Source organism: Sphingomonas rubra (assembly GCF_900115745.1).
In the GTDB taxonomy this organism is placed as follows: Bacteria; Pseudomonadota; Alphaproteobacteria; order Sphingomonadales; family Sphingomonadaceae; genus Sphingomonas; species Sphingomonas rubra.
Genome location: NZ_FOXP01000005.1, coordinates 144,285 through 161,929, shown reverse-complemented (window position 1 = coordinate 161,929; position 17,645 = coordinate 144,285). Strand labels below are relative to the sequence as shown.

At 70.1% G+C, this 17,645-nt stretch carries 19 protein-coding genes; 9 read left to right on the top strand and 10 right to left on the bottom strand.

Annotated elements, in window-relative coordinates; all coding sequences use genetic code 11:
• Both BM145_RS07890 and clpS read left to right on the top strand, forming a co-directional pair.
• Positions 1-696, top strand: a complete 696-nt coding sequence (locus BM145_RS07890) for a phasin family protein (protein WP_093333069.1) — start codon at positions 1-3, stop codon at positions 694-696.
• A 139-nt stretch (positions 697-835) separates the two neighbouring features.
• A complete protein-coding gene (gene clpS / locus BM145_RS07885) occupies positions 836-1,162 on the top strand; it encodes an ATP-dependent Clp protease adapter ClpS (protein ID WP_093333201.1) in 327 nt (108 codons plus the stop codon).
• Positions 1,163-1,599: 437 nt separating this feature from the next.
• Here clpS and BM145_RS07880 read toward each other — a convergent pair whose 3' ends face one another.
• On the bottom strand, positions 1,600-2,334 hold the full coding sequence (locus tag BM145_RS07880; protein ID WP_245739175.1) for a Crp/Fnr family transcriptional regulator: 735 nt from the start codon (positions 2,332-2,334) through the stop codon (positions 1,600-1,602).
• A 126-nt stretch (positions 2,335-2,460) separates the two neighbouring features.
• Here BM145_RS07880 and murA point away from each other — a divergent pair, with 126 nt between their 5' ends.
• Positions 2,461-3,747 (top strand): UDP-N-acetylglucosamine 1-carboxyvinyltransferase, encoded by a 1,287-nt coding sequence (murA, locus tag BM145_RS07875; RefSeq protein WP_093333068.1) that lies wholly within the window; start codon positions 2,461-2,463, stop codon positions 3,745-3,747.
• A gap of 315 nt (positions 3,748-4,062) precedes the next feature.
• Here the strand turns inward: murA and BM145_RS07870 are convergent, their stop codons facing one another.
• Genes BM145_RS07870 through lgt form a run of 6 tightly spaced genes read right to left on the bottom strand, consistent with a single transcriptional unit; the run spans position 4,063 to position 9,109 of the window.
• Complete coding sequence (locus BM145_RS07870) at positions 4,063-4,578, bottom strand: phosphoribosyltransferase (protein ID WP_093333066.1); 516 nt, start codon at positions 4,576-4,578, stop codon at positions 4,063-4,065.
• Positions 4,578-5,897, bottom strand: a complete 1,320-nt coding sequence (locus BM145_RS07865; protein WP_093333065.1) for a cystathionine gamma-synthase family protein — start codon at positions 5,895-5,897, stop codon at positions 4,578-4,580. The genes BM145_RS07870 and BM145_RS07865 overlap by 1 nt, the downstream gene beginning before the upstream one ends.
• Positions 5,898-5,920: 23 nt before the next feature.
• Entirely contained in the window at positions 5,921-6,709 is a 789-nt protein-coding gene (gene pgeF, locus BM145_RS07860) for a peptidoglycan editing factor PgeF (RefSeq protein ID WP_093333063.1), read from the bottom strand.
• Positions 6,706-7,212 (bottom strand): GNAT family N-acetyltransferase, encoded by a 507-nt coding sequence (locus BM145_RS07855; RefSeq protein ID WP_093333062.1) that lies wholly within the window; start codon positions 7,210-7,212, stop codon positions 6,706-6,708. Before BM145_RS07855 ends, pgeF begins: the two co-directional genes overlap by 4 nt.
• Entirely contained in the window at positions 7,209-8,192 is a 984-nt protein-coding gene (locus BM145_RS07850; protein WP_245739188.1) for a class I SAM-dependent methyltransferase, read from the bottom strand. Before BM145_RS07850 ends, BM145_RS07855 begins: the two co-directional genes overlap by 4 nt.
• 59 nt (positions 8,193-8,251) lie before the next feature.
• On the bottom strand, positions 8,252-9,109 hold the full coding sequence (gene lgt, locus BM145_RS07845; RefSeq protein WP_093333198.1) for a prolipoprotein diacylglyceryl transferase: 858 nt from the start codon (positions 9,107-9,109) through the stop codon (positions 8,252-8,254).
• Between the two features lie 104 nt (positions 9,110-9,213).
• On the opposite strand from lgt, the gene BM145_RS07840 reads away from it, so the two are divergent.
• The 4 genes from BM145_RS07840 to phbB are packed head-to-tail and all read left to right on the top strand — an operon-like array spanning position 9,214 to position 14,889.
• Positions 9,214-10,884, top strand: a complete 1,671-nt coding sequence (locus BM145_RS07840) for a class I adenylate-forming enzyme family protein (protein ID WP_093333060.1) — start codon at positions 9,214-9,216, stop codon at positions 10,882-10,884.
• 1 nt (position 10,885) lies between these two features.
• Positions 10,886-13,081, top strand: a complete 2,196-nt coding sequence (locus BM145_RS07835) for a xanthine dehydrogenase family protein molybdopterin-binding subunit (RefSeq protein ID WP_093333059.1) — start codon at positions 10,886-10,888, stop codon at positions 13,079-13,081.
• A 48-nt stretch (positions 13,082-13,129) separates the two neighbouring features.
• Entirely contained in the window at positions 13,130-14,137 is a 1,008-nt protein-coding gene (hemH, locus tag BM145_RS07830) for a ferrochelatase (RefSeq protein ID WP_093333057.1), read from the top strand.
• A 29-nt stretch (positions 14,138-14,166) separates the two neighbouring features.
• Positions 14,167-14,889, top strand: coding sequence for an acetoacetyl-CoA reductase (gene phbB / locus BM145_RS07825; RefSeq protein ID WP_093333056.1), 723 nt, complete (start codon positions 14,167-14,169; stop codon positions 14,887-14,889).
• 24 nt (positions 14,890-14,913) lie between these two features.
• On the opposite strand, the gene BM145_RS07820 is transcribed toward phbB, so the two are convergent.
• Positions 14,914-15,273: a response regulator gene (locus BM145_RS07820; RefSeq protein ID WP_093333054.1), complete on the bottom strand. Its 360-nt coding sequence runs from the start codon at positions 15,271-15,273 to the stop codon at positions 14,914-14,916.
• A gap of 157 nt (positions 15,274-15,430) precedes the next feature.
• Positions 15,431-15,793, bottom strand: a complete 363-nt coding sequence (locus BM145_RS07815) for a glycine zipper 2TM domain-containing protein (RefSeq protein WP_093333053.1) — start codon at positions 15,791-15,793, stop codon at positions 15,431-15,433.
• 145 nt (positions 15,794-15,938) lie between these two features.
• On the opposite strand from BM145_RS07815, the gene BM145_RS07810 reads away from it, so the two are divergent.
• The gene (locus BM145_RS07810; protein WP_093333197.1) at positions 15,939-16,919 is read left to right on the top strand and encodes an esterase-like activity of phytase family protein; all 981 of its coding nucleotides are present in this window, start codon (positions 15,939-15,941) and stop codon (positions 16,917-16,919) included.
• A gap of 58 nt (positions 16,920-16,977) precedes the next feature.
• On the opposite strand, the gene rpmB is transcribed toward BM145_RS07810, so the two are convergent.
• A complete protein-coding gene (gene rpmB, locus BM145_RS07805; RefSeq protein ID WP_093333051.1) occupies positions 16,978-17,274 on the bottom strand; it encodes a 50S ribosomal protein L28 in 297 nt (98 codons plus the stop codon).
• Positions 17,275-17,418: 144 nt separating this feature from the next.
• Here rpmB and BM145_RS07800 point away from each other — a divergent pair, with 144 nt between their 5' ends.
• Positions 17,419-17,643: a hypothetical protein gene (locus BM145_RS07800; protein ID WP_093333050.1), complete on the top strand. Its 225-nt coding sequence runs from the start codon at positions 17,419-17,421 to the stop codon at positions 17,641-17,643.
• Positions 17,644-17,645 lie beyond the last annotated feature (2 nt).

Below are 17,645 nucleotides of genomic sequence, written 5' to 3'. Positions count from 1 at the left end.
ATGTCGACTTCCGGCAACAAGGGTGCGCGGCGCAAGCTGCCGACCGCGGCGACGCAGTCGATCCCCACGGCACCGGCGACGCCCGTCGAACCGATGACGGCCGAGGAAGCCGCTCCCGCGATCGAGGCCGCGCACGACGCCGCCGACATCGCGGCGGCGCCGCTCGTCGCACCGGCCGATCTCGCCCCCGCGCCCGTCACCATCGAAACTACCCCCGCAACCGTAGCCGAGGACAAGACCATGGACGTGAACGCCACCATCCAGAACACCGCTGACAACACGACCGACAAGGCGAAGGCGATGTTCGCCGACGTGCAGGATCGCACCAAGGGCGCGGTCGAGAAGGGCCAGCAGTTCCTTGCCGAGCTGACCGAGTTCAACAAGGGCAACATCGAGGCGCTGGTCGAGTCGTCGAAGATCGCCGCGCGCGGTTTCGAGTCGATGAGCCAGGACGCGATGGCCACCGCCAAGTCGTCGTTCGAGGACGCCAGCCAGGCGATGCAGACGTTCGCCACCGTCAAGTCGCCGACCGAGTTCATGAAGCTCCAGGCCGATTTCGCCCGTTCGGCGTTCGACATGCTGGTGCAGCAGACCTCGCGTCGTACCGAGGCGTCGCTGAAGCTCGCCGGTGAAATCGCGCAGCCGATCTCCAACCGCGTCGCGATCGCCGCGGAGAAGATCAAGATCGCCGCGTAAGCGCGAGCCCGATCCAACAAGGGGGCGGCCGCAGCGATGCGGCCGCCCTTTTCGTATCCGACCATTTTCCGCGATCCGGCCCTTGCCGACACACCCCCCGCGGCATTATTTCCGAAGCCTCATGCACATCGACACCACCATGGCCGAGCGACGCGGCGACGACAGCGATGGAACGGGCGCCGGCCTCGCCACGAAGACGCGGGCCAAGACCAAGCAACCGACACCGTACCGCGTGCTGATGCTCAACGACGACTACACCCCGATGGAATTCGTCGTCCTTTGCCTGCAACGCTTCTTCCGCATGGACATGGAACAGGCGACCCGCGTCATGCTCCACGTCCACCAGCGCGGCGTCGGCGTCTGCGGCGTGTTCTCCTACGAGGTGGCGGAAACCAAGGTGGGGCAAGTCGCCGACTTCGCCCGCCAGAACCAACATCCGCTCCAGTGCACGCTGGAAAAGGCCTGATCCGCGTTCCGGTGGTGGTGAACTCACCTGATTAGGTCGTGCCAAGCACGTCGACCGGCTGGCCCTTAGGATGAAGCCGACGCCCATCCAACTCAGCGAGTACCCCGGCAAAGGCCGGGGCCCAGTTGGAGGACGGCGGTAGCGAGCCCGGCACTCCCGCCACATCGACCTCCGCGACTGGACCCCGGCCTCCGCGAGATCCCTGCGAAACTCCTCCAAAAGCATCTTTTCTTTCGTCACCCCGGACTTGATCCGGGGTCCACGGTTCCGCGAAATCAACAGCTTATTGGCTTGCGGCACGGTGAATGCCGGAACAAGTCCGGCATGACGAAGTAGTTTCGCAGAGGTCTCGCCTCCGCCGGGGTCGATGCGTTGGCTGAACGGCATCGGCGTCGATCGAGCCCGACGCAATCGATCAACTCCAGCTTTCGTCGATCTTATCGCGCCGGCGGCAACCATCCCAGGTCGAACCCCGCGTACCGGTTCACGTAGCTCGAGATCCGCGCCAGCGTCGGCCCGTCGAGCAGCGTGATCCGCCCGCCCTCGCGCGCGATCAGCCCGTCGTCCTCCAGCTGGCGCAGCATGCGGTTGACGTGCACCGCGGTCAGCCCGGTCGCGTCGCCGATCTCCTCCTGCGTGATGCCGGGCGCGAAGGTGTCGACGATGCTGGCGTCCAGCTGCCGCAACCGGTCGCGTACCTCCAACAGCAGCGCCGCGACGCGCGCCTTGGCCGTCGTCCGGCCGATCGCGGCCAGCCGGTCGGTGCATACCACCCGCTCCATCTGCGCCAGCGCCAGCAACAGCGCGCCCAGCCGCGGATGCTTGTCGACCAGAATGCCGAGCAGCGCCCGGTCGAACGGCGCCACCGTGCAATCGGTCGACGCCGTGATCGTCTCGGGCGATTGTTGGTAGATCACGCCCGCCATCCCGACCAGGTCGCCCGGCAGCAGGAAGCGCACGATCTGGCGGCTGCCGTCGTCGAGCAGGACGTAGCTCATCATGGTGCCGCGCGTCAGCACATACAACTCGCCCGGGCGATCGTTCTCGCGCAGCAACGTCGCGCCGCGACGCAGGCGCAGCTCCCGCTCGGTAAGGCGATCCACCGCCGTCCGCTCGTCGGACGTCAGGTCTATATAGTCACCGAGCCGATCGGTGAGGCGACATTCTAGCACTGACGACAGTCTCCCTGCCGTGACGGCTTAACCAACAGGCGGAAAGTCTTGCATTAAAGTCGATCAAGCGCCCGCTTGCGGAGGGTCGGTCTTGCACGGCGGCACCGAGGCGATAGAGCCTTCACCATGGATCGCATCATTATTCGCGGCGGCAACCGCCTGTCCGGCCGCCTGCCCATTTCCGGCGCCAAGAACGCGGCGCTGACGCTGATGCCCTGCGCGCTGCTCACCGACGAGCCGCTGACGCTGAAGAACCTGCCGCGCCTCGCCGATGTCGACGGCTTCGGCCATCTGCTCAACCAGCTCGGCGCCTCCACCGCGATCGAAGGAACGCGACCGGAGGAGTTCGGCCGCACCATGACCATTCAGGTCAAGGAACTCACCTCGACCGAGGCGCCGTACGACATCGTGCGGAAAATGCGCGCGTCGATCCTGGTGCTCGGCCCCATCCTGGTGCGCGCGGGCGAGGCGCGGGTGTCGCTGCCCGGCGGCTGCGCGATCGGCAACCGCCCGATCGACCTCCACCTCAAGGCGCTGGAGGCGATTGGGGCGGAGCTGGAGATGGCGGCCGGCTACGTCCGCGCGGTCGCCCCCGACGGGCGGCTGGCGGGCGGCAATTACCGCTTCCCCGTCGTCTCGGTCGGCGCGACCGAGAACGTCGTCATGGCGGCGGTGCTGGCCCGCGGCACCAGCGTCATCGAGAACGCCGCGCGCGAGCCGGAGATCGTCGACCTGTGCCGCTGCCTCGTCGCGATGGGTGCCTCGATCGAGGGGATCGGGACGGAGACGCTGACGATCGAGGGCCGCGACCGCCTGCACGGCGCGACCTACTCGGTGATGCCCGACCGGATCGAGGCGGGCTCCTACGCCTGCGCCGCCGCGATCACCGGCGGCACGCTGGAGCTGACCGGCGTCAGCGCGGACGACATGGGCGCGACCCTCTCCTCGCTGGCGGACGCGGGCGTGCTGGTCGAGTTGCGCAAGGACTCGGTTTGCGTCTCCGCCAGCCACGCACCGCTGCGCCCGCTGACGCTGTCGACCGCGCCCTATCCCGGCTTCGCCACCGACATGCAGGCGCAGTTCATGGCGATGCTCTGCCTCGCCGATGGCGCCAGCGTGCTGACGGAGACGATCTTCGAGAACCGCTACATGCACGTGCCCGAACTGGCCCGCATGGGCGCCGACATTCTCGTCCAGGGCCGCACCGCGGTGGTGCGCGGCGTGCCGAAGCTGGTCGGCGCACCCGTGATGGCCACCGACCTGCGCGCCTCGATGAGCCTGATCCTCGCCGGCCTCGCCGCGGAAGGGCAGACCGAAGTCAGCCGCATCTACCATCTCGACCGCGGCTACGAGCGTCTGGAGGAGAAACTGTCCGCCGTCGGCGCCGATATCGAACGCGTCGGCGGGGGGTGAGGCCTGGACGGGTAGGCTCCCGTCATCCCGGACTTGATCCGGGGGCCATCCGTCCGCGAGAGCAACGCTGTCCGCTCTGGCGGAACCATAGACCCCGGATCAAGTCCGGGGTGACGAAGGGAGTGAGGCGAGCCGTCCTCCACCGTCGCCTTCGCTAGTCCAGACACTCGCTGTCCTACAAGTCGGGCGACTGCTATGATCCTGCCGAACCGCCGCCGGACACGCTCTTTCTCATTGCCGCTTTCGGAAACGATCGGCCTCGATCGTTTTGTTCTGGGGGTCAATCGAGTCAAGCAACCGTGAACTTTGACGTGGTCAGGCAAGCCGCTCCGGCACCGCCGCCGCATCCTCCGCTATCGAGGTCGCCGGCGCCACCGCCTCCCACGGGAACACGAACCAGTCCTTCGTCACCGCCCGATCGATCGTGCGGTGCCGATAGTCCACCCGCTCCGCCGATCGTTCGTTGTCGATCAACGTCGCGAACCGCACCGCTCCGTCCACCGCCCCCGCCGCGGCGAGTGCCCTCCGCAGATGCGTGATCGTCCGTCCCGAATCGTTGATGTCGTCGAGAAACAGCAGGCGCTCGCCCGCGCGGGTGCGTGTGGCGAGCTTCACCAGCGGCTCGTCGGCGAAATCCTTCACCTGGCTCGAATAATCCACCGACAGCATCGGCAGCCCGCTCGCGTGGCTCAGGAACACCGCCGGCACCAGCCCGCCGCGCCCGACGCCGATGATGAAATCGGGCGTCCAGTCGTCGGCGGCGAGCTGCGCCGCCAGGTCGCACACCGCCGCGACGAACGCGTCGTGCGCGATGTTGGTGAAATTCGGCATCAGATCGCGGCCAACGCCTGGTCGAAATCGGCGATCAGGTCGTCCGCATCCTCCACCCCGATCGAGATGCGCACCAGATTGTCGGTGATCCCCAATGCCTTCTTGCGCGCCTCCGGCACCGACAGGTGCGTCATCGCCGCCGGATGGCTGGCCAGCGTCTCCGTCCCGCCCAGCGACACCGCCAGCTTGGCGATCTTGAGCGCATCGAGGAACCGGAACGCTTCCGCCTCGCCGCCCTTCACCAGCAGCGAGAAGGTGGAACCCGCGCCGGTGCAGTGGCGGTCGTAGATGTCCTGTTGCCGCGCGTCGGTGATGAAGCCGAGATAGCCCATGCTGTCGACCTTGGGGTGCTGGCGCAGGAACTCGCACACCTTGACCGCATTCTCGCCCGCCCGGCTCATCCGCAATTCCAGCGTCTCCAGCGAGCGCAGCAGCATCCAGGCGGTATTGGGGTCGCAGATCGTGCCGATCGTGTTCCGCATCGATCGGATCGTGTTGATATGCTCCTTCGATCCCAGCACGCCGCCCGCGACCAGGTCCGAATGGCCGCCCGCATATTTGGTCAGCGAGTAGACGACGATCTCCGCCCCGTGTTTCAGCGGCTGCGACCAGAGCGGCCCCAGGAAGGTGTTGTCGATCGCGATCGGCGGCTTGGTCGGGCTGTTCGCGAAGATCGCGTCGCGGCTGGCGCGCACCGCCTGCACGTCGACCAGCGCGTTGGTCGGATTGGCGGGCGATTCGAGGTAGATCAGCGCGACGTTGCCGGTCGCCGCCTTGGACAGCACCGCGTCGATCTCCTCGCGCGTCGCGCCCGCCGGGAAGTCGAGCCAGTGGACCCCGAACCGGCCCAGGATACGCGCGATCAGCGTCTCGGTCGCGGCATACAAAGGCCCCGAGTGGACGATGGTGTCGCCGGGCTTGACCATCGACAGGAACAGGGTCGCGATCGCCGCCATGCCGCTGGAGAAGGCGAGCGCGTCCTCCGCCTCCTCCCAGATGCCCAGGCGATCCTCCAGGATCTCCTGGTTCGGCCCGTTGAAGCGCGAGTAGACCAGCCCGTCCGCGCCGCCCGGCCGCTTGCCCGTCACGCCCTCGAAATGGCGCTTGCCCGCGGCGGCGTTGGGGAAGACGAAGGTCGAGGTGAGGAAGATCGGAGGCTTCAGCGACCCCTCCGACAGCGCCGGGTCGAAGCCGTGGCCCATCATCAGCGTCGACGGCTTGAGCTTGCGATCACCGATCCGCTTGGGCGTGTCGTCCTTCGGCGCGGTGGCCGCGACGCCGGTCACGTCGGCTTCGGTCTCGTTGTCGATATCGGCCATGCTACTCTCCTTGAGCGAAGGCTCTAGCCGATCCGCTCCGCTGGTGGGAGGCCGATCAGGGCGATCTGTCTCCCGTAATCCGGTTCGCCGCGGTGCGTCGCGCGGCGATAGGAGTAGAAACGCGCCGGCGCGGCATAGGTGTCGAGGCCGAGCGCCTCGATGCGGCCGATACCCGCTCGGGCGAGGCGGGCGGCGACATAGGCCTCCAGGTCGAAGCGGTGATGGCCGGCGCGTCCCGGCGCGAAGAAGCGGTCGCTCTCGGCATCGGCCTCGCAGAATCGCGTCAGGAAGGCGTCGTCGACCTCGTAGCTGGCGCGCGCGATGCACGGTCCGATCGCGGCGGCGATGCGGGAACGGTCGGCCCCGATCGCCTCCATCGCGTCGATCGTCCGGTCGGTCACGCCGGCGAGCGCACCCTTCCACCCCGCGTGCGCGGCGCCGACGACGCCCGCCGCCGGATCGGCGAACAGTACCGGCGCGCAGTCCGCGGTCAGGATGCCGAGCAGCACGCCCGGCCGATCGGTGACGAGCGCGTCGGCGTGGGGCCGCGCGTCCTCGTTCCACTCGGCACCGACGGTGACGACCTCGGCGGAATGGACCTGCCACAGGGTGCGAAGGTCGGCGCCCGGCAGCACCGCGGCGACCGCGCGGCGGCGGTTCTCGGCCAGTTCCGGCCCGATCAACTCCGCCCCGCGCCGCCCCATGTCGAGCCCGGCGGTCACGCCGCTCGACGCGCCGCCGCGCCGGCCGAGAAAGCCGTGCGGCACGCCGCCGAGCGCCGCGGAGCGGATGACGTCGACGCCCTCGCTCACAACACCAGCCGCATCAGGTCGTCCTGGTCGACATGGTCGCCGACGGGGAACTCGTAGCGGCCGATCGCCTCGAATCCTCGTCGCGCGTAGAAGCGCTTGGCGCGGGTGTTGTCGACGAAGACCGAGAGGAACAGCTCGCCCGCACCGCGTGCCCGGCTCGTCTCGATCGTCCAGTGGAGCAGCGCGTCGGCGATGCCCCGCCCTTGCGCGGCGACGTCGAGGTAGAGGTGGCGCAGTTCGACCGCGGCGCCGATGGGTTCCACCGGCAGTTTCTGGTCGCCGATCTTGGCGTAGCCGAGCAGCACGCCCTCCTCCTCGGCGAGGCGGATCGCGACGCCGGGCTGGGCGAACTCGTCGGCCCATGCCGCGGCCGAGAAGCCGGCGAGAAAGGTGGCGAGGTCGGCGGGCGCGTAGAGCGTGCCGAAGGTCGCGACGAAGCTGCGGCGGAACAGCGCGTCGATGGCGGGCAGGTCGGCGGCGGTGGCGTCGCGATAACGGATCATGCGAACCCTGCGGGATGTGGCCAGGCGGGGGCGGTGAGCGCCAAGGCCTTGAAGAGCGCACCCATGCCCTGCACCAGCCGGGCGCGATCGGCGACCAGCGCCTCCGAACGGTCGGGGGCGGCGCGGGCGAGTGCGGCGGCACGCGCGTCGATGCCGAGCTTGACCAGCCACTCGCCCTGCTCGACCGGCCCCCAGGCGACCGCGCCGCCCGCCTGACCCGCGGCGGCGAGGGTGGTGAAATCGACGTGTGCGGACAGGTCGACCTCGCCGGGCGTCTCGTACGGATTGGCGAAGCCGTGGCCGCGCACCGCCTGCAACGTCTCGCCGAGCAGAGGGCCCTCATGGCCGTAATCGATCGCGAGCAGCGCCCCGCCCTGCGCCGCCAGTCGCGCGGCGAGCGTACGGACGACCGCGACGGCGGCGGGCGATACCTCCAGCACGCTGCCGGGCGCCGCCTCGCGCAAGGGCGCGGGCACGACCTCGTCCGGCACCGGCCTGCCCGCGATTGGCAGGAACAGCGTGTCCTGACACGCTACCAGCCGCTCGCGCCAGCCGGCGGGCGTCGCCACCAACTGACGGATCGGCAGCGCGTCGAAGAACTCGTTGGCGACGACGAGGAGCGCGCCGTCGGTCGGCAGCGTGTCGACCGTGTCGTGCCAGGTCGCGTCGGGAACGCGTTCGGCCTGCGCGGTGCGGAGGGTGGGACTGGTCTCGACCAGGTGGATCGTCGGCTCGAACCCCGCCTTCGTCATCGCGCGCCGCGCGTCGGCGGCGAGCGTGCCGCGGCCGGGGCCGAGCTCGACCCAGTGGCACCGCGGGCGGCCGGCGCGGTCCCACAGGTCGGCGCACCACAGGCCGACCAGCTCGCCGAACATCTGGCTGATCTCCGGCGCGGTGACGAAGTCGCCCGCGGTGCCGAGGGGATCGCGCGTGGCGTAGTAATGCGCGTTGGCGGCGGCCATGAACTGCGACACCGGCATCGGCCCGGCGAGCGCGATGGCGCGGGCGAGCCGCTCGGGCAGGGCAGGATCGCTTCCGCTCACGCGACGCTCTCGGTCCCCGCGATCGGCTCGACGCGCACGCGCCGCTTGGGCGCGGTCGCCATCAGCCAGGCGCCGCCCAGGATCATCGGCACGCACAGCCACTGGCCCATGTGCAGGCCGGTCGCCTCGGCGAAGGCGCGCAGCTGCTGGTCGGGCTCGCGAAAGAACTCCACGGTGAAGCGGGCGATGCCGTAGCCGACCAGGAACAGGCCGGTGAGGCGGCCGGGCTGATAACGCGCGCGGGTGCGCCAGAAGGCGTAGGCGAGAAGGAGGAACAGCAGCACCCCCTCCAGCGCCGCCTCGTACAGCTGGCTGGGATGGCGCGCGGGCTCGATCAGGCCGAACGGCACGGTACGCTCGAAGACGATGCCCCAGGCGACATCGGTCGGCTTGCCCCACAGCTCGCCGTTCACGAAATTGGCGAGCCGCCCGAAGAACAGGCCGAAGGGGACGCAGCAGGCGACATAGTCGTGGATGCGCAGCCACTGGAGCCTGTTGTTGCGCGCGAACAGGACGATGCCCAGCGACGTGCCGATCACGCCGCCGTGGAAGCTCATGCCGCCGTCCCACAGCCGCAGGATGCGCAAGGGATGCAGGATCATGTCGGGCGCGTAGAACAGCACGTAGCCCAGCCGCCCGCCCAGGATGATGCCGAGCGTCGCGTAGAAGACGAGGTCGTCCGCATGGCGCCGGGCCATCGGCGCGCCGGGCTGGGCCAGCAGCTTCAGCAGGTACCACCAACCGACCAGGATGCCGGCGATGTACGCCAGGCTGTACCAGCGCAGCGTGAAGAAGCCGATCGTGAACACGTCGGGATGCAGGCCGACATCGGCGAAGCGGACATGGTCCGCCATGGGCACGGCGGTGGCGGCCGCGGCGAGATACTGGATCAAGGCTTTCCCCCGTTGGTCGCCGCCTGCATAGAGGGGGCAGTGGCGTAGACCAAGCGGAGAGACGGATGCGGACCGAGCTGGACGGGCGCATGGACACGGTGATGGCGGCGGTGACGGCGCCGGGCGGCCCGCTGCCGCTGTCGTCGATCACGCGATGGGGTGCCGATCTGCCGACGATCGCGGCGGCGCCGCCGTCGATTCCGGCCTATTTCGCGCATTTCAGCGCCCTGCACGCCGACGCGACCTTCCTGGTGGCGGGCGAGGAGCGGCTGACCTTCGCGCAGGTCCATGCGCAGGCGACGCGGGTCGCGCACGGGCTGGTCGCGCGCGGCATCCGCGTCGGCGACCGCGTGGGCATCGCCGGCCGCAACTCGCCCGCCTGGATCGCGACGTACATGGGCACGCTGATGGCGGGCGGGGTCGCGACGCTGCTCAACGGCTGGTGGCAGGCGGAGGAGTTCGCCACCGCCATCGCCGACGTCGACTGCGCGCTGATCGTCGCCGACACGGCGCGGGCCAGGCGGCTGACGGGCGTGGCCAATGTCGTGACGCTGGACGAGACGCTGCCGCTCGCGGAGGCGATCGCGCCGCTCGCCGGAGAGGGGCAGGCGCTGCCCTCGCCCGGCCCCGACGACCTGGCCACGATCCTGTTCACCTCGGGCTCGACCGGGCAGTGCAAGGGCGCGGTGTCGGATCATCGGGCGGTGATGCAGGCGGTGTTCAGCTACCTGGCGCAGGTGATGATGATGGTCGGCATCGCCACGCAGGACGGCAACCCGCCCGAGGGGCAGCCGTCGACCATGCTGACGATCCCGCTGTTCCACGTCACCGCCGAGGTGCCGGTGTTCCTGCAGAGTTTCGCGATGGGCCGGAAACTGGTGCTGATGCCCAAATGGGATGCGCGCGAGGCGATGCGGCTGATCGAGGCGGAGCGGGTGACCTATTTCGTCGGCGTGCCGCTGATGAGCTACGAGATGCTGACCCATCCCGAACGCGACCGGTACGACCTGTCCACCGTCGCCGATTTCGCGGCGGGCGGCGCGCCGCGGCCGGCCGAGCACGTGCGGCGCATCGCCGACGAGATGGAGGGGGCGCCGCTGATCGGTTACGGCCTGACGGAGACCAACGCGGCGGGCGCGGGCAATTGGCGATCCAACTACGTCGCCAAGCCGCTGTCGGCGGGGCGGCCGTCGGTGCCGCTGATCGACCTCGCCATCGTCGACGATGCGGGTGTGAAGCTGGCGCAAGGCGCGCGGGGCGAGATCGCGATCCGGTCGGTCGTCAACTTCCGCGAATATTGGAACAACCCGGCCGCGACGGCGGCGGCGTTCACCGCCGACGGGTATTTCCGCACGGGTGACATCGGTTACCTGGACGAGGACGGATACCTGTTCATCGTCGATCGCAAGAAGGACATCATCATCCGAGGCGGGGAGAACATCAGCTGCCAGGAGGTGGAGGCGGCGCTCTACGCGCATCCGGCGATCCGCGAGGCGGCGGTGTTCGGGCTGGCCGACGAGCGGCTGGGCGAGCTGCCCGCGGCGGTGGTGTGGGCGGACGGTGCGGCGCTCGACGAGGGAGGCGTGAAGGCGTTCCTCGGCGACCACATCGCCGCCTTCAAGGTGCCGCACCGCGTCTGGTTCGCCGAGGCGCCGTTGCCGCGCCTGGGGACGGAGAAGATCGACAAGGTCGGGCTGAAGGCGGCGTACCGCGCACGCTACGCCGCCGAGGGCTGAATTGGCGACGATCAACAGGCGCCGGCTGCTGGTCGGCGGCGGGCTGGGCGTGGGGCTGGTGGTCGCCTGGGGACTGTGGCCGCGCGCCTACGCGCCCACGCTGGTCGCGGGACCGGGAGAGCACCGCTTCGGTGCGTGGCTGAAGATCGGCGAGGACGGACGCGTGACCGTCGCAGTGCCGCAGGCGGAGACGGGGCAGGGCAGCTGGACCGGCCTGGCACAGGTCGTCGCGGACGAGCTGGGCGCCGACTGGCGCACGGTGGGGGTGGAGCCGGCGCCGCTCAGCCCGCTCTACGCCAATCCGCTGGGGCTGGAGGACCTGCTGGAGGGGATGCCGGCGGTGCTGCCCGATGACCTGCGCGGCGGGGTCGGGGCGTTTCCCGCGCCGATGCTGACGGCGGCGTCGAGCAGTGCCCGGATGTTCGAGGAACCGGCGCGCGTCGCGGCGGCGTCGGCGCGCGCGTTGCTGTGCATGGCGGCCGCGGCGCGGTGGGACGTGGCGTGGCAGGAATGCGCGGTCGCGGCAGGCTTCGTCACCCACGCGGGCAAGCGGCTGCGCTTCGCTGCGCTCGCCGCAGAGGCCGCCGGCCTGACCCCGCCCGATCGGCCACCGATCGGCCTGGGCGGTGCGGGCACGCTGATGGGCGAGGCGCTGCCGCGGATCGACGCACCCGCCAAGGTCGACGGATCGGCGGCCTATGCCGGCGACATCCGCCTGCCCGACATGGTGCAGGTGGCGGTGCGGCAGGGGCCGCCCGGTACCGTGCGCTTGGTGTCGATCGACCGGACGGCGGCGGAGCGGGTGAGCGGCGTCGTCGCGGTGATCGAGGAGGACGGCTGGGTCGCGGTAGCGGCGCGCACCTGGTGGGCGGCGCAGCGCGCGCTCGACGCGGCGGCACCGCGGTTCGAGGTGAACGGCGTGCTGGACGATGCTGGGATCGAGCGGGCGCTGATCGCGTCGCTCGACGGGCCGGGGCAGCGGATCGTGGAGGAGGGCGATCTGGCCGCGGCGTTCCGCGACGCGACGCTGGTCACCGCCCGTTACCATGCGAGGCCCGCGGTGCACGCCGCGATCGAGACGCCGAGCGCGGCGGCGGCCTTCGCCGACGGGCGGTTGTCGCTGTGGCTGTCGACCGAGGCGCCGGGGCTGGCGCGGGCGGCGGCCGCGCGCGCCGCATCGCTGAGCGAGGGCGACGTGACGGTGCACCCGATGCCGGTCGGCGGCGACTTCGGCCAAGGACTGGACCACCTCGTCGCCGAGCAGGCGGCGCGGATCGCGATGCGGCTGAAACGGCCGGTGAGCGTGACCTGGTCGCGCGGCGAGGCGCTGCTGCACGACCGTTATCGCCCGCCCGCCGAGGCGAGAATGGCGGCCCGGCTCGCCACCAACGGCGCGATCCTGGGCTGGCAAGCCAGGATCGCGAGCCCGGCGACCGGGCGCGCCCTGGTCCGCGCCCTCGCGCCGGCGCTGGACCGGGCCGGGCTGCGCCTGGACGCGGCCGATCGCTACGCCGTCGGCGGCGCCCGCCCGCCGTACCGGGTGCCGGCAATGGCGATCGACCACCATCCGGCGGAGATCGGCCTGCCGACCGGGCACCTGCGCGGGGGCGCCCATGGCTATACCTGCTTCTTCACCGAATCGTTCGTCGACGAGCTGGCGCAGGCCGCCATGTCGGAGCCGATGTCGTACCGGATCGGCATGCTCGGCGGGCAGCCGCGGCTGGCGCGATGCCTGTCGACCGCGTCGTCGCTCGGCGGTTGGGAGGGCGGGGTGCGGGGCAGCGGGCAGGGGATCGCGGCGCACGCGTTCCGCGGCAGTTTCGTCGCGGTGATGGCGGAGGCGCATGTGGAGGGTGGGATGCCCAAGGTCGACCGGCTGGTCGCGGCGGTGGATTGCGGCCGCGTGATCAATCCCGAACTGGTGCGCCAGCAGGTCGAGGGCGGGCTGATCTTCGGGCTCGCCCACGCGCTCGGCGCGGCGACCGGCATGCAGGGCGGGCTGGCCACGGTGCGCGGGTTCGACCGGCTGTGGCTGCCGCGTCTGGCCGACACGCCCGACATCACGGTGGAGCTGATCCGGTCGGACGAGGCGCCGGGCGGGGTGAGCGAGCTGGGCGTGCCCGCAGTCGCGCCCGCGATCGCCAACGCCTTGTGGACGGTGACGGGGCGGCGGATCAGGTCGCTGCCGCTGGTGTGATCCGCGGCACGCATCGCTTTCCCGGCCGCCAGCCCCTAAGTCCGTCCGATGAACCTGCCTGCCGACCACCCGTCGATCCCGCGCCCCAAGGTGGGCGTGCTGCTGATGAACCTGGGGACGCCCGACGGCCCCGACGCCCGATCGGTGCGGCGTTACCTGGGCGAGTTCCTGTCGGATCGCCGTGTAGTGGAGATCCCGCCGATCGCCTGGCAGCCGATCCTGCGCGGCATTATCCTCAACACCCGGCCGAAAAAGTCGGCGCACGCCTATGGACAGGTCTGGCGCGAGGACGGGTCGCCGCTCGCCGCGATCACGCGCGCGCAGGCGGTGGCGCTGGAAGGCGCGTTCGGTCCCGACGTGCTGGTCGACTGGGCGATGCGCTACGGCAATCCGTCGATCGCGTCGCGGCTGGACGCGATGAAGGCGGCGGGATGCGAGCGTATCCTGCTGGCGCCGCTCTACCCGCAATATTGCGCCGCGACGACGGCGACCGCCAACGACAAGGCATGGGCGCACCTGGCGACGCTGCGCTGGCAGCCGGCGATCCGGACGCTGCCGCCCTATCATGACGATCCGCGCTACATCGCCGCGCTGAAGGACTCGGTGGAGACGTCGCTGGCGGAGCTGCCGTTCGTGCCCGACGCGATCGTGGCCAGCTTCCACGGCATGCCCAAGCGGACGCTGGAGCTGGGCGACCCCTATCATTGCCACTGCCAGAAGACGGCGCGCCTGCTGTCGGAGGCGATGGGCCGCGAGCTGGTCGTCGCCTTCCAGTCGCGGTTCGGGCCGGCCAAGTGGCTGGGACCGGCGACCGACGAGACGCTGGTCGACCTGGCCCGGTCGGGACGGCGCAAGGTGGCGATCGTCGCGCCCGGCTTCTCGGCCGACTGCCTGGAGACGCTGGAAGAACTGGCGATCCGCGGCCGGGAAAGCTTCCTGGAGGCGGGCGGGACCGACTTCGCCTATCTGCCGTGCCTCAACGACGAGCCGGGCGGCGTGGCGATGTTGCGCGGCATCATCGCGACCGAACTTGAAGGCTGGGTGAGGCTGCCGTAGCGTCCGTGCCGGATAACGGGAGAGGTCACATGGCACGGGTAGCGATCGTCACGGGCGGCACACGCGGGATCGGCGAGGCGATCAGCCTCGCGCTGAAGGAAGCGGGCGTCACCGTCGCCGCCAACTATGCCGGCAACGAGGAGCGCGCCCGCGCCTTTACCGAGCGGACGGGCATTGCCGCGTACAAATGGGACGTCGCCGATTACGACGCGTGCCAGGCGGGCTGCGCGCGGGTGGCGGACGAACTCGGGCCGGTCGACATCGTCGTCAACAACGCCGGCATCACCCGCGACGGCACCATCCTGAAGCTGACGTACCAGGCGTGGAAGGAAGTGATCGACACCAATCTGGGCGGCTGCTTCAACATGGCCAAGGCGACCTTCCCCGGCATGCGCGAGCGGAAATGGGGGCGGATCGTCAATATCGGCTCGATCAACGGGCAGGCCGGGCAGTACGGCCAGGTGAACTACGCCGCCGCCAAGTCGGGCATCCATGGCTTCACCAAGGCGCTGGCGCAGGAGGGCGCGCGGGCCGGCGTCACCGTCAACGCGATCGCGCCAGGCTATATCGATACCGACATGGTCGCCGCGGTGCCGGGTGACGTGCTGGAGAAGATCGTCGCCAAAATCCCGGTCGGTCGGCTGGGCCAAGCGAGCGAGATCGCGCGCGGCGTCGCCTTTCTGTGTTCCGACGAGGCCGGGTTCGTGACGGGGTCGACGCTGTCGATCAACGGCGGACAGCACATGTACTGATCGGCAGCGACGACGAGTCTCCCGTCAGCAATCCCCCAAGGCGCGGCGCAGCTGTGCGGCGGTGTAGGGCTTGGCCATGAACAGGCCGCCTTCGGGCAGCACGCCGATATTCGGCGCATCCTGGCCGGAGGTGACGACGATCGAGGCGGACGGGTGGGCGGCGCGGACGGCGGCGGCGACCTGGACGCCGTCGACGGCACCCGGCAGGCCCACATCGGTGAACAGCGCGACGATGTTGGCCTGACGTGAAATCTCACCCAGCGCCGCCTCGCCGTCTACCGCCGCGATCACCTCATACCCGGCGTCTTCCAGCGCCATGGTCGAGTGGATGAGGATCAGCGGGTCGTCCTCCACCAGCAATATAACGGATCTGGGTCGATTCATCGCGGCAAAACTCGCCAAAATCTACTAAGTTCCAAGAACTTATCGCACCGTCTGGTGAAGGCATCGGTAACGGTACAAGAGGGCCGGCCTCCCGAAGGAAGCCGACCCTCCGCCCTCGATACGCTACGCGAGGGACACTGAACTGCCGGCCCGCGGGTTAGCGGCGGCAGTATCCGGGACGATCCGAGCGATCGATCGCGCGACCGGCAAGCGCGCCGGCACCGGCACCGACCAGCGTGCCGACGGTGCGGTCGCCGCGCGTGTCGATGGTGCGGCCGAGCAGTCCGCCGGCGATCGCGCCGACCAGCAGACCGGTGTCGCCGTCCTTGCACCGCTGGCGTGCGCGATAATCGTTCTGGCCGCGATAATAGCCCTGCGCGTAGCGGTCGCCGCGGTCGTAGCGCTGGCTGTAGCCGTCACCGCGCCAGTGGCGGCGCTGCGCCTCGGCGGCCCCGACGGGGACCAGCGCAGAGGCCGTCATCGCGACGGTGGCGGCGATCAGGGTGAAGGACTTCATCATGGCCGAAACTCCCTTGGAAACTGACCGGCGGCGAACCGCCGTCGATGGAAGCCTTCTGGCCGAGTCGCATTGAGCCGATCCTGAATGCGGCGGTTATCGCCGGTTCAGGCTGTCGCGGCGGAGGTTCGTGCTTATGAGCCGGGTCATGCACCGTCCTCTTGTCCTGCTCGCCGCGATCCTGCTGCCGCTCGCCGTCGTTCCCGGCTGGTCGGGCGAGGAGCGGTCGGCGCGGCTGCGGGCGTCGGGTGCGATGACGGCACGGCGCGTGCCGATCGACCCGCACGATGCGGGGCGGCGACGCGTGGGATCGCTCACCTATCTGGGCGGCGTGGTGCTGGACGGCGACCACCGGGCGTTCGGCGGCTTCTCCGCCCTCCACGTCGACGGGAACCGGTTCACGTTGCTGAGCGACGGCGGCAATCTGGTCCGGTTCCGGATGGGCGGCGACTGGCGCCCGCGTCGCGTTGTTTTCTCGTTCGTGCCGGCAGGACCGCGGACGGGTTGGGAGAAGCGCGATCGCGACGCCGAATCGCTGGCGCGCGATCCGGTGACGGCGCGCTGGTGGGTGGGGTTCGAGAACGTCAACCAGATCTGGCGGTACGCGCCGGATTGGACGCGCGCGGAGGCGGTGGCGGCGCCCGCGGCGATGCGGCGGTGGCGCCGCGACGGCGGTCCCGAATCGCTCGCGCGACTGGCCGACGGACGTTTCGTCGCGATCGCCGAATCGCCGCGGCGGGGAGAGCGGATGCGCGACGGGATCGTCTGGCCGGGCGATCCGACGACACGCCGCCCCGCCTTCCGCTTCGCGTATGTCGCGTCGCCGGGGTTCAGCCCGTCGGACATGACGGCGCTGCCGAATGGAGGGTTGCTGGTGCTGGAGCGTGCCCTGTCGCTGCCGTTCCGCTGGTCGGCGCGGCTGGTGCTGGTCGATCCCGCCGCGCTGCGGCCGGCGGCGGTGGTGAGCGGGCGGACGATCGCGCAATTGGCGCCGCCGCTCCTGGCCGACAATTACGAGGGGCTGGCCGCGGTGCGGGAGGGCCGGGACACGATCCTGTGGCTGTTGTCCGACGACAATCAGCTGTTCCTGGAGCGCACGCTGCTGCTCAAGTTCCGGCTAGAGACATGACAAAGGGCCCGCAGGCTCGGGAGAGCCGCGGACCCTGTCGGCAACCGGTGAGCGCCGCTTACGCCGCGGGCGCGGCGGCGAGCTTCTTGGCGATGTCGCGCTTCAGCCGGCGGCAGCGTAGCGACAGCTTGTCGTCGCCCGTCTTGACCAGCCAGTTGTCGAGGCCGCCATTATGCTCGACCGAGCGCAGACCGTGGGTCGACACGCGCAGGCGCACACCGGTCCCGAGCGCGTCGGAGATCAGGGTGACGTTCTGCAGATTGGGCAGGAACGTGCGCTTGGTCTTGTTGTTGGCGTGGGAAACGTTGTTCCCCACCTGCCGGCCCTTGCCGGTCAGCTCGCAGATGCGCGACATGGATTGCTACCTTGATTGGATCGGATTGCCCGGAAAGGCCGCGCGGATAGCGGGTCGGTGCCGGGGCGTCAACCACGCGACCGTGCAACGTCCGGCGGCGCCCCGCGTTGTTACGGCAACGAATCACCTGAAGGGGAGTGTCCGATGCGTACCTTGCTGGCCCTGCTGGGCATCGCCGTGCTGATCGTCGCCGGCCTCCTGTTCTTCGGCATCATCTCGATCGACCAGACGCGTCCCGCCGTGGTGCAGGCGCCGCAGTTCCAGGCGGACGTGGCGCGGGTCAGCGTCGGCACCGAGAACAAGACGGTGGCGGTGCCGACGATCGACGTGGAGCGCCCCGGCGAGACGGCGACCACCAACGCCCGCTGACG

What these genes read in the sequence shown, in the direction of transcription:
- BM145_RS07890 (WP_093333069.1), top strand. Translation starts at nt 1, where the DNA reads ATGTCGACTTCCGGCAACAAGGGTGCGCGGCGCAAGCTGCCGACCGCG.
- clpS (WP_093333201.1), top strand. Translation starts at nt 836, where the DNA reads ATGGCCGAGCGACGCGGCGACGACAGCGATGGAACGGGCGCCGGCCTC.
- murA (WP_093333068.1), top strand. Translation starts at nt 2,461, where the DNA reads ATGGATCGCATCATTATTCGCGGCGGCAACCGCCTGTCCGGCCGCCTG.
- BM145_RS07870 (WP_093333066.1), bottom strand. Translation starts at nt 4,578, where the DNA reads ATGCCGAATTTCACCAACATCGCGCACGACGCGTTCGTCGCGGCGGTG.
- BM145_RS07865 (WP_093333065.1), bottom strand. Translation starts at nt 5,897, where the DNA reads ATGGCCGATATCGACAACGAGACCGAAGCCGACGTGACCGGCGTCGCG.
- BM145_RS07855 (WP_093333062.1), bottom strand. Translation starts at nt 7,212, where the DNA reads ATGATCCGTTATCGCGACGCCACCGCCGCCGACCTGCCCGCCATCGAC.
- BM145_RS07850 (WP_245739188.1), bottom strand. Translation starts at nt 8,192, where the DNA reads ATGCCGGTGTCGCAGTTCATGGCCGCCGCCAACGCGCATTACTACGCC.
- lgt (WP_093333198.1), bottom strand. Translation starts at nt 9,109, where the DNA reads ATGGCGGACCATGTCCGCTTCGCCGATGTCGGCCTGCATCCCGACGTG.
- BM145_RS07840 (WP_093333060.1), top strand. Translation starts at nt 9,214, where the DNA reads ATGCGGACCGAGCTGGACGGGCGCATGGACACGGTGATGGCGGCGGTG.
- hemH (WP_093333057.1), top strand. Translation starts at nt 13,130, where the DNA reads ATGAACCTGCCTGCCGACCACCCGTCGATCCCGCGCCCCAAGGTGGGC.
- phbB (WP_093333056.1), top strand. Translation starts at nt 14,167, where the DNA reads ATGGCACGGGTAGCGATCGTCACGGGCGGCACACGCGGGATCGGCGAG.
- BM145_RS07820 (WP_093333054.1), bottom strand. Translation starts at nt 15,273, where the DNA reads ATGAATCGACCCAGATCCGTTATATTGCTGGTGGAGGACGACCCGCTG.
- BM145_RS07815 (WP_093333053.1), bottom strand. Translation starts at nt 15,793, where the DNA reads ATGATGAAGTCCTTCACCCTGATCGCCGCCACCGTCGCGATGACGGCC.
- BM145_RS07810 (WP_093333197.1), top strand. Translation starts at nt 15,939, where the DNA reads ATGCACCGTCCTCTTGTCCTGCTCGCCGCGATCCTGCTGCCGCTCGCC.
- rpmB (WP_093333051.1), bottom strand. Translation starts at nt 17,274, where the DNA reads ATGTCGCGCATCTGCGAGCTGACCGGCAAGGGCCGGCAGGTGGGGAAC.
- BM145_RS07800 (WP_093333050.1), top strand. Translation starts at nt 17,419, where the DNA reads ATGCGTACCTTGCTGGCCCTGCTGGGCATCGCCGTGCTGATCGTCGCC.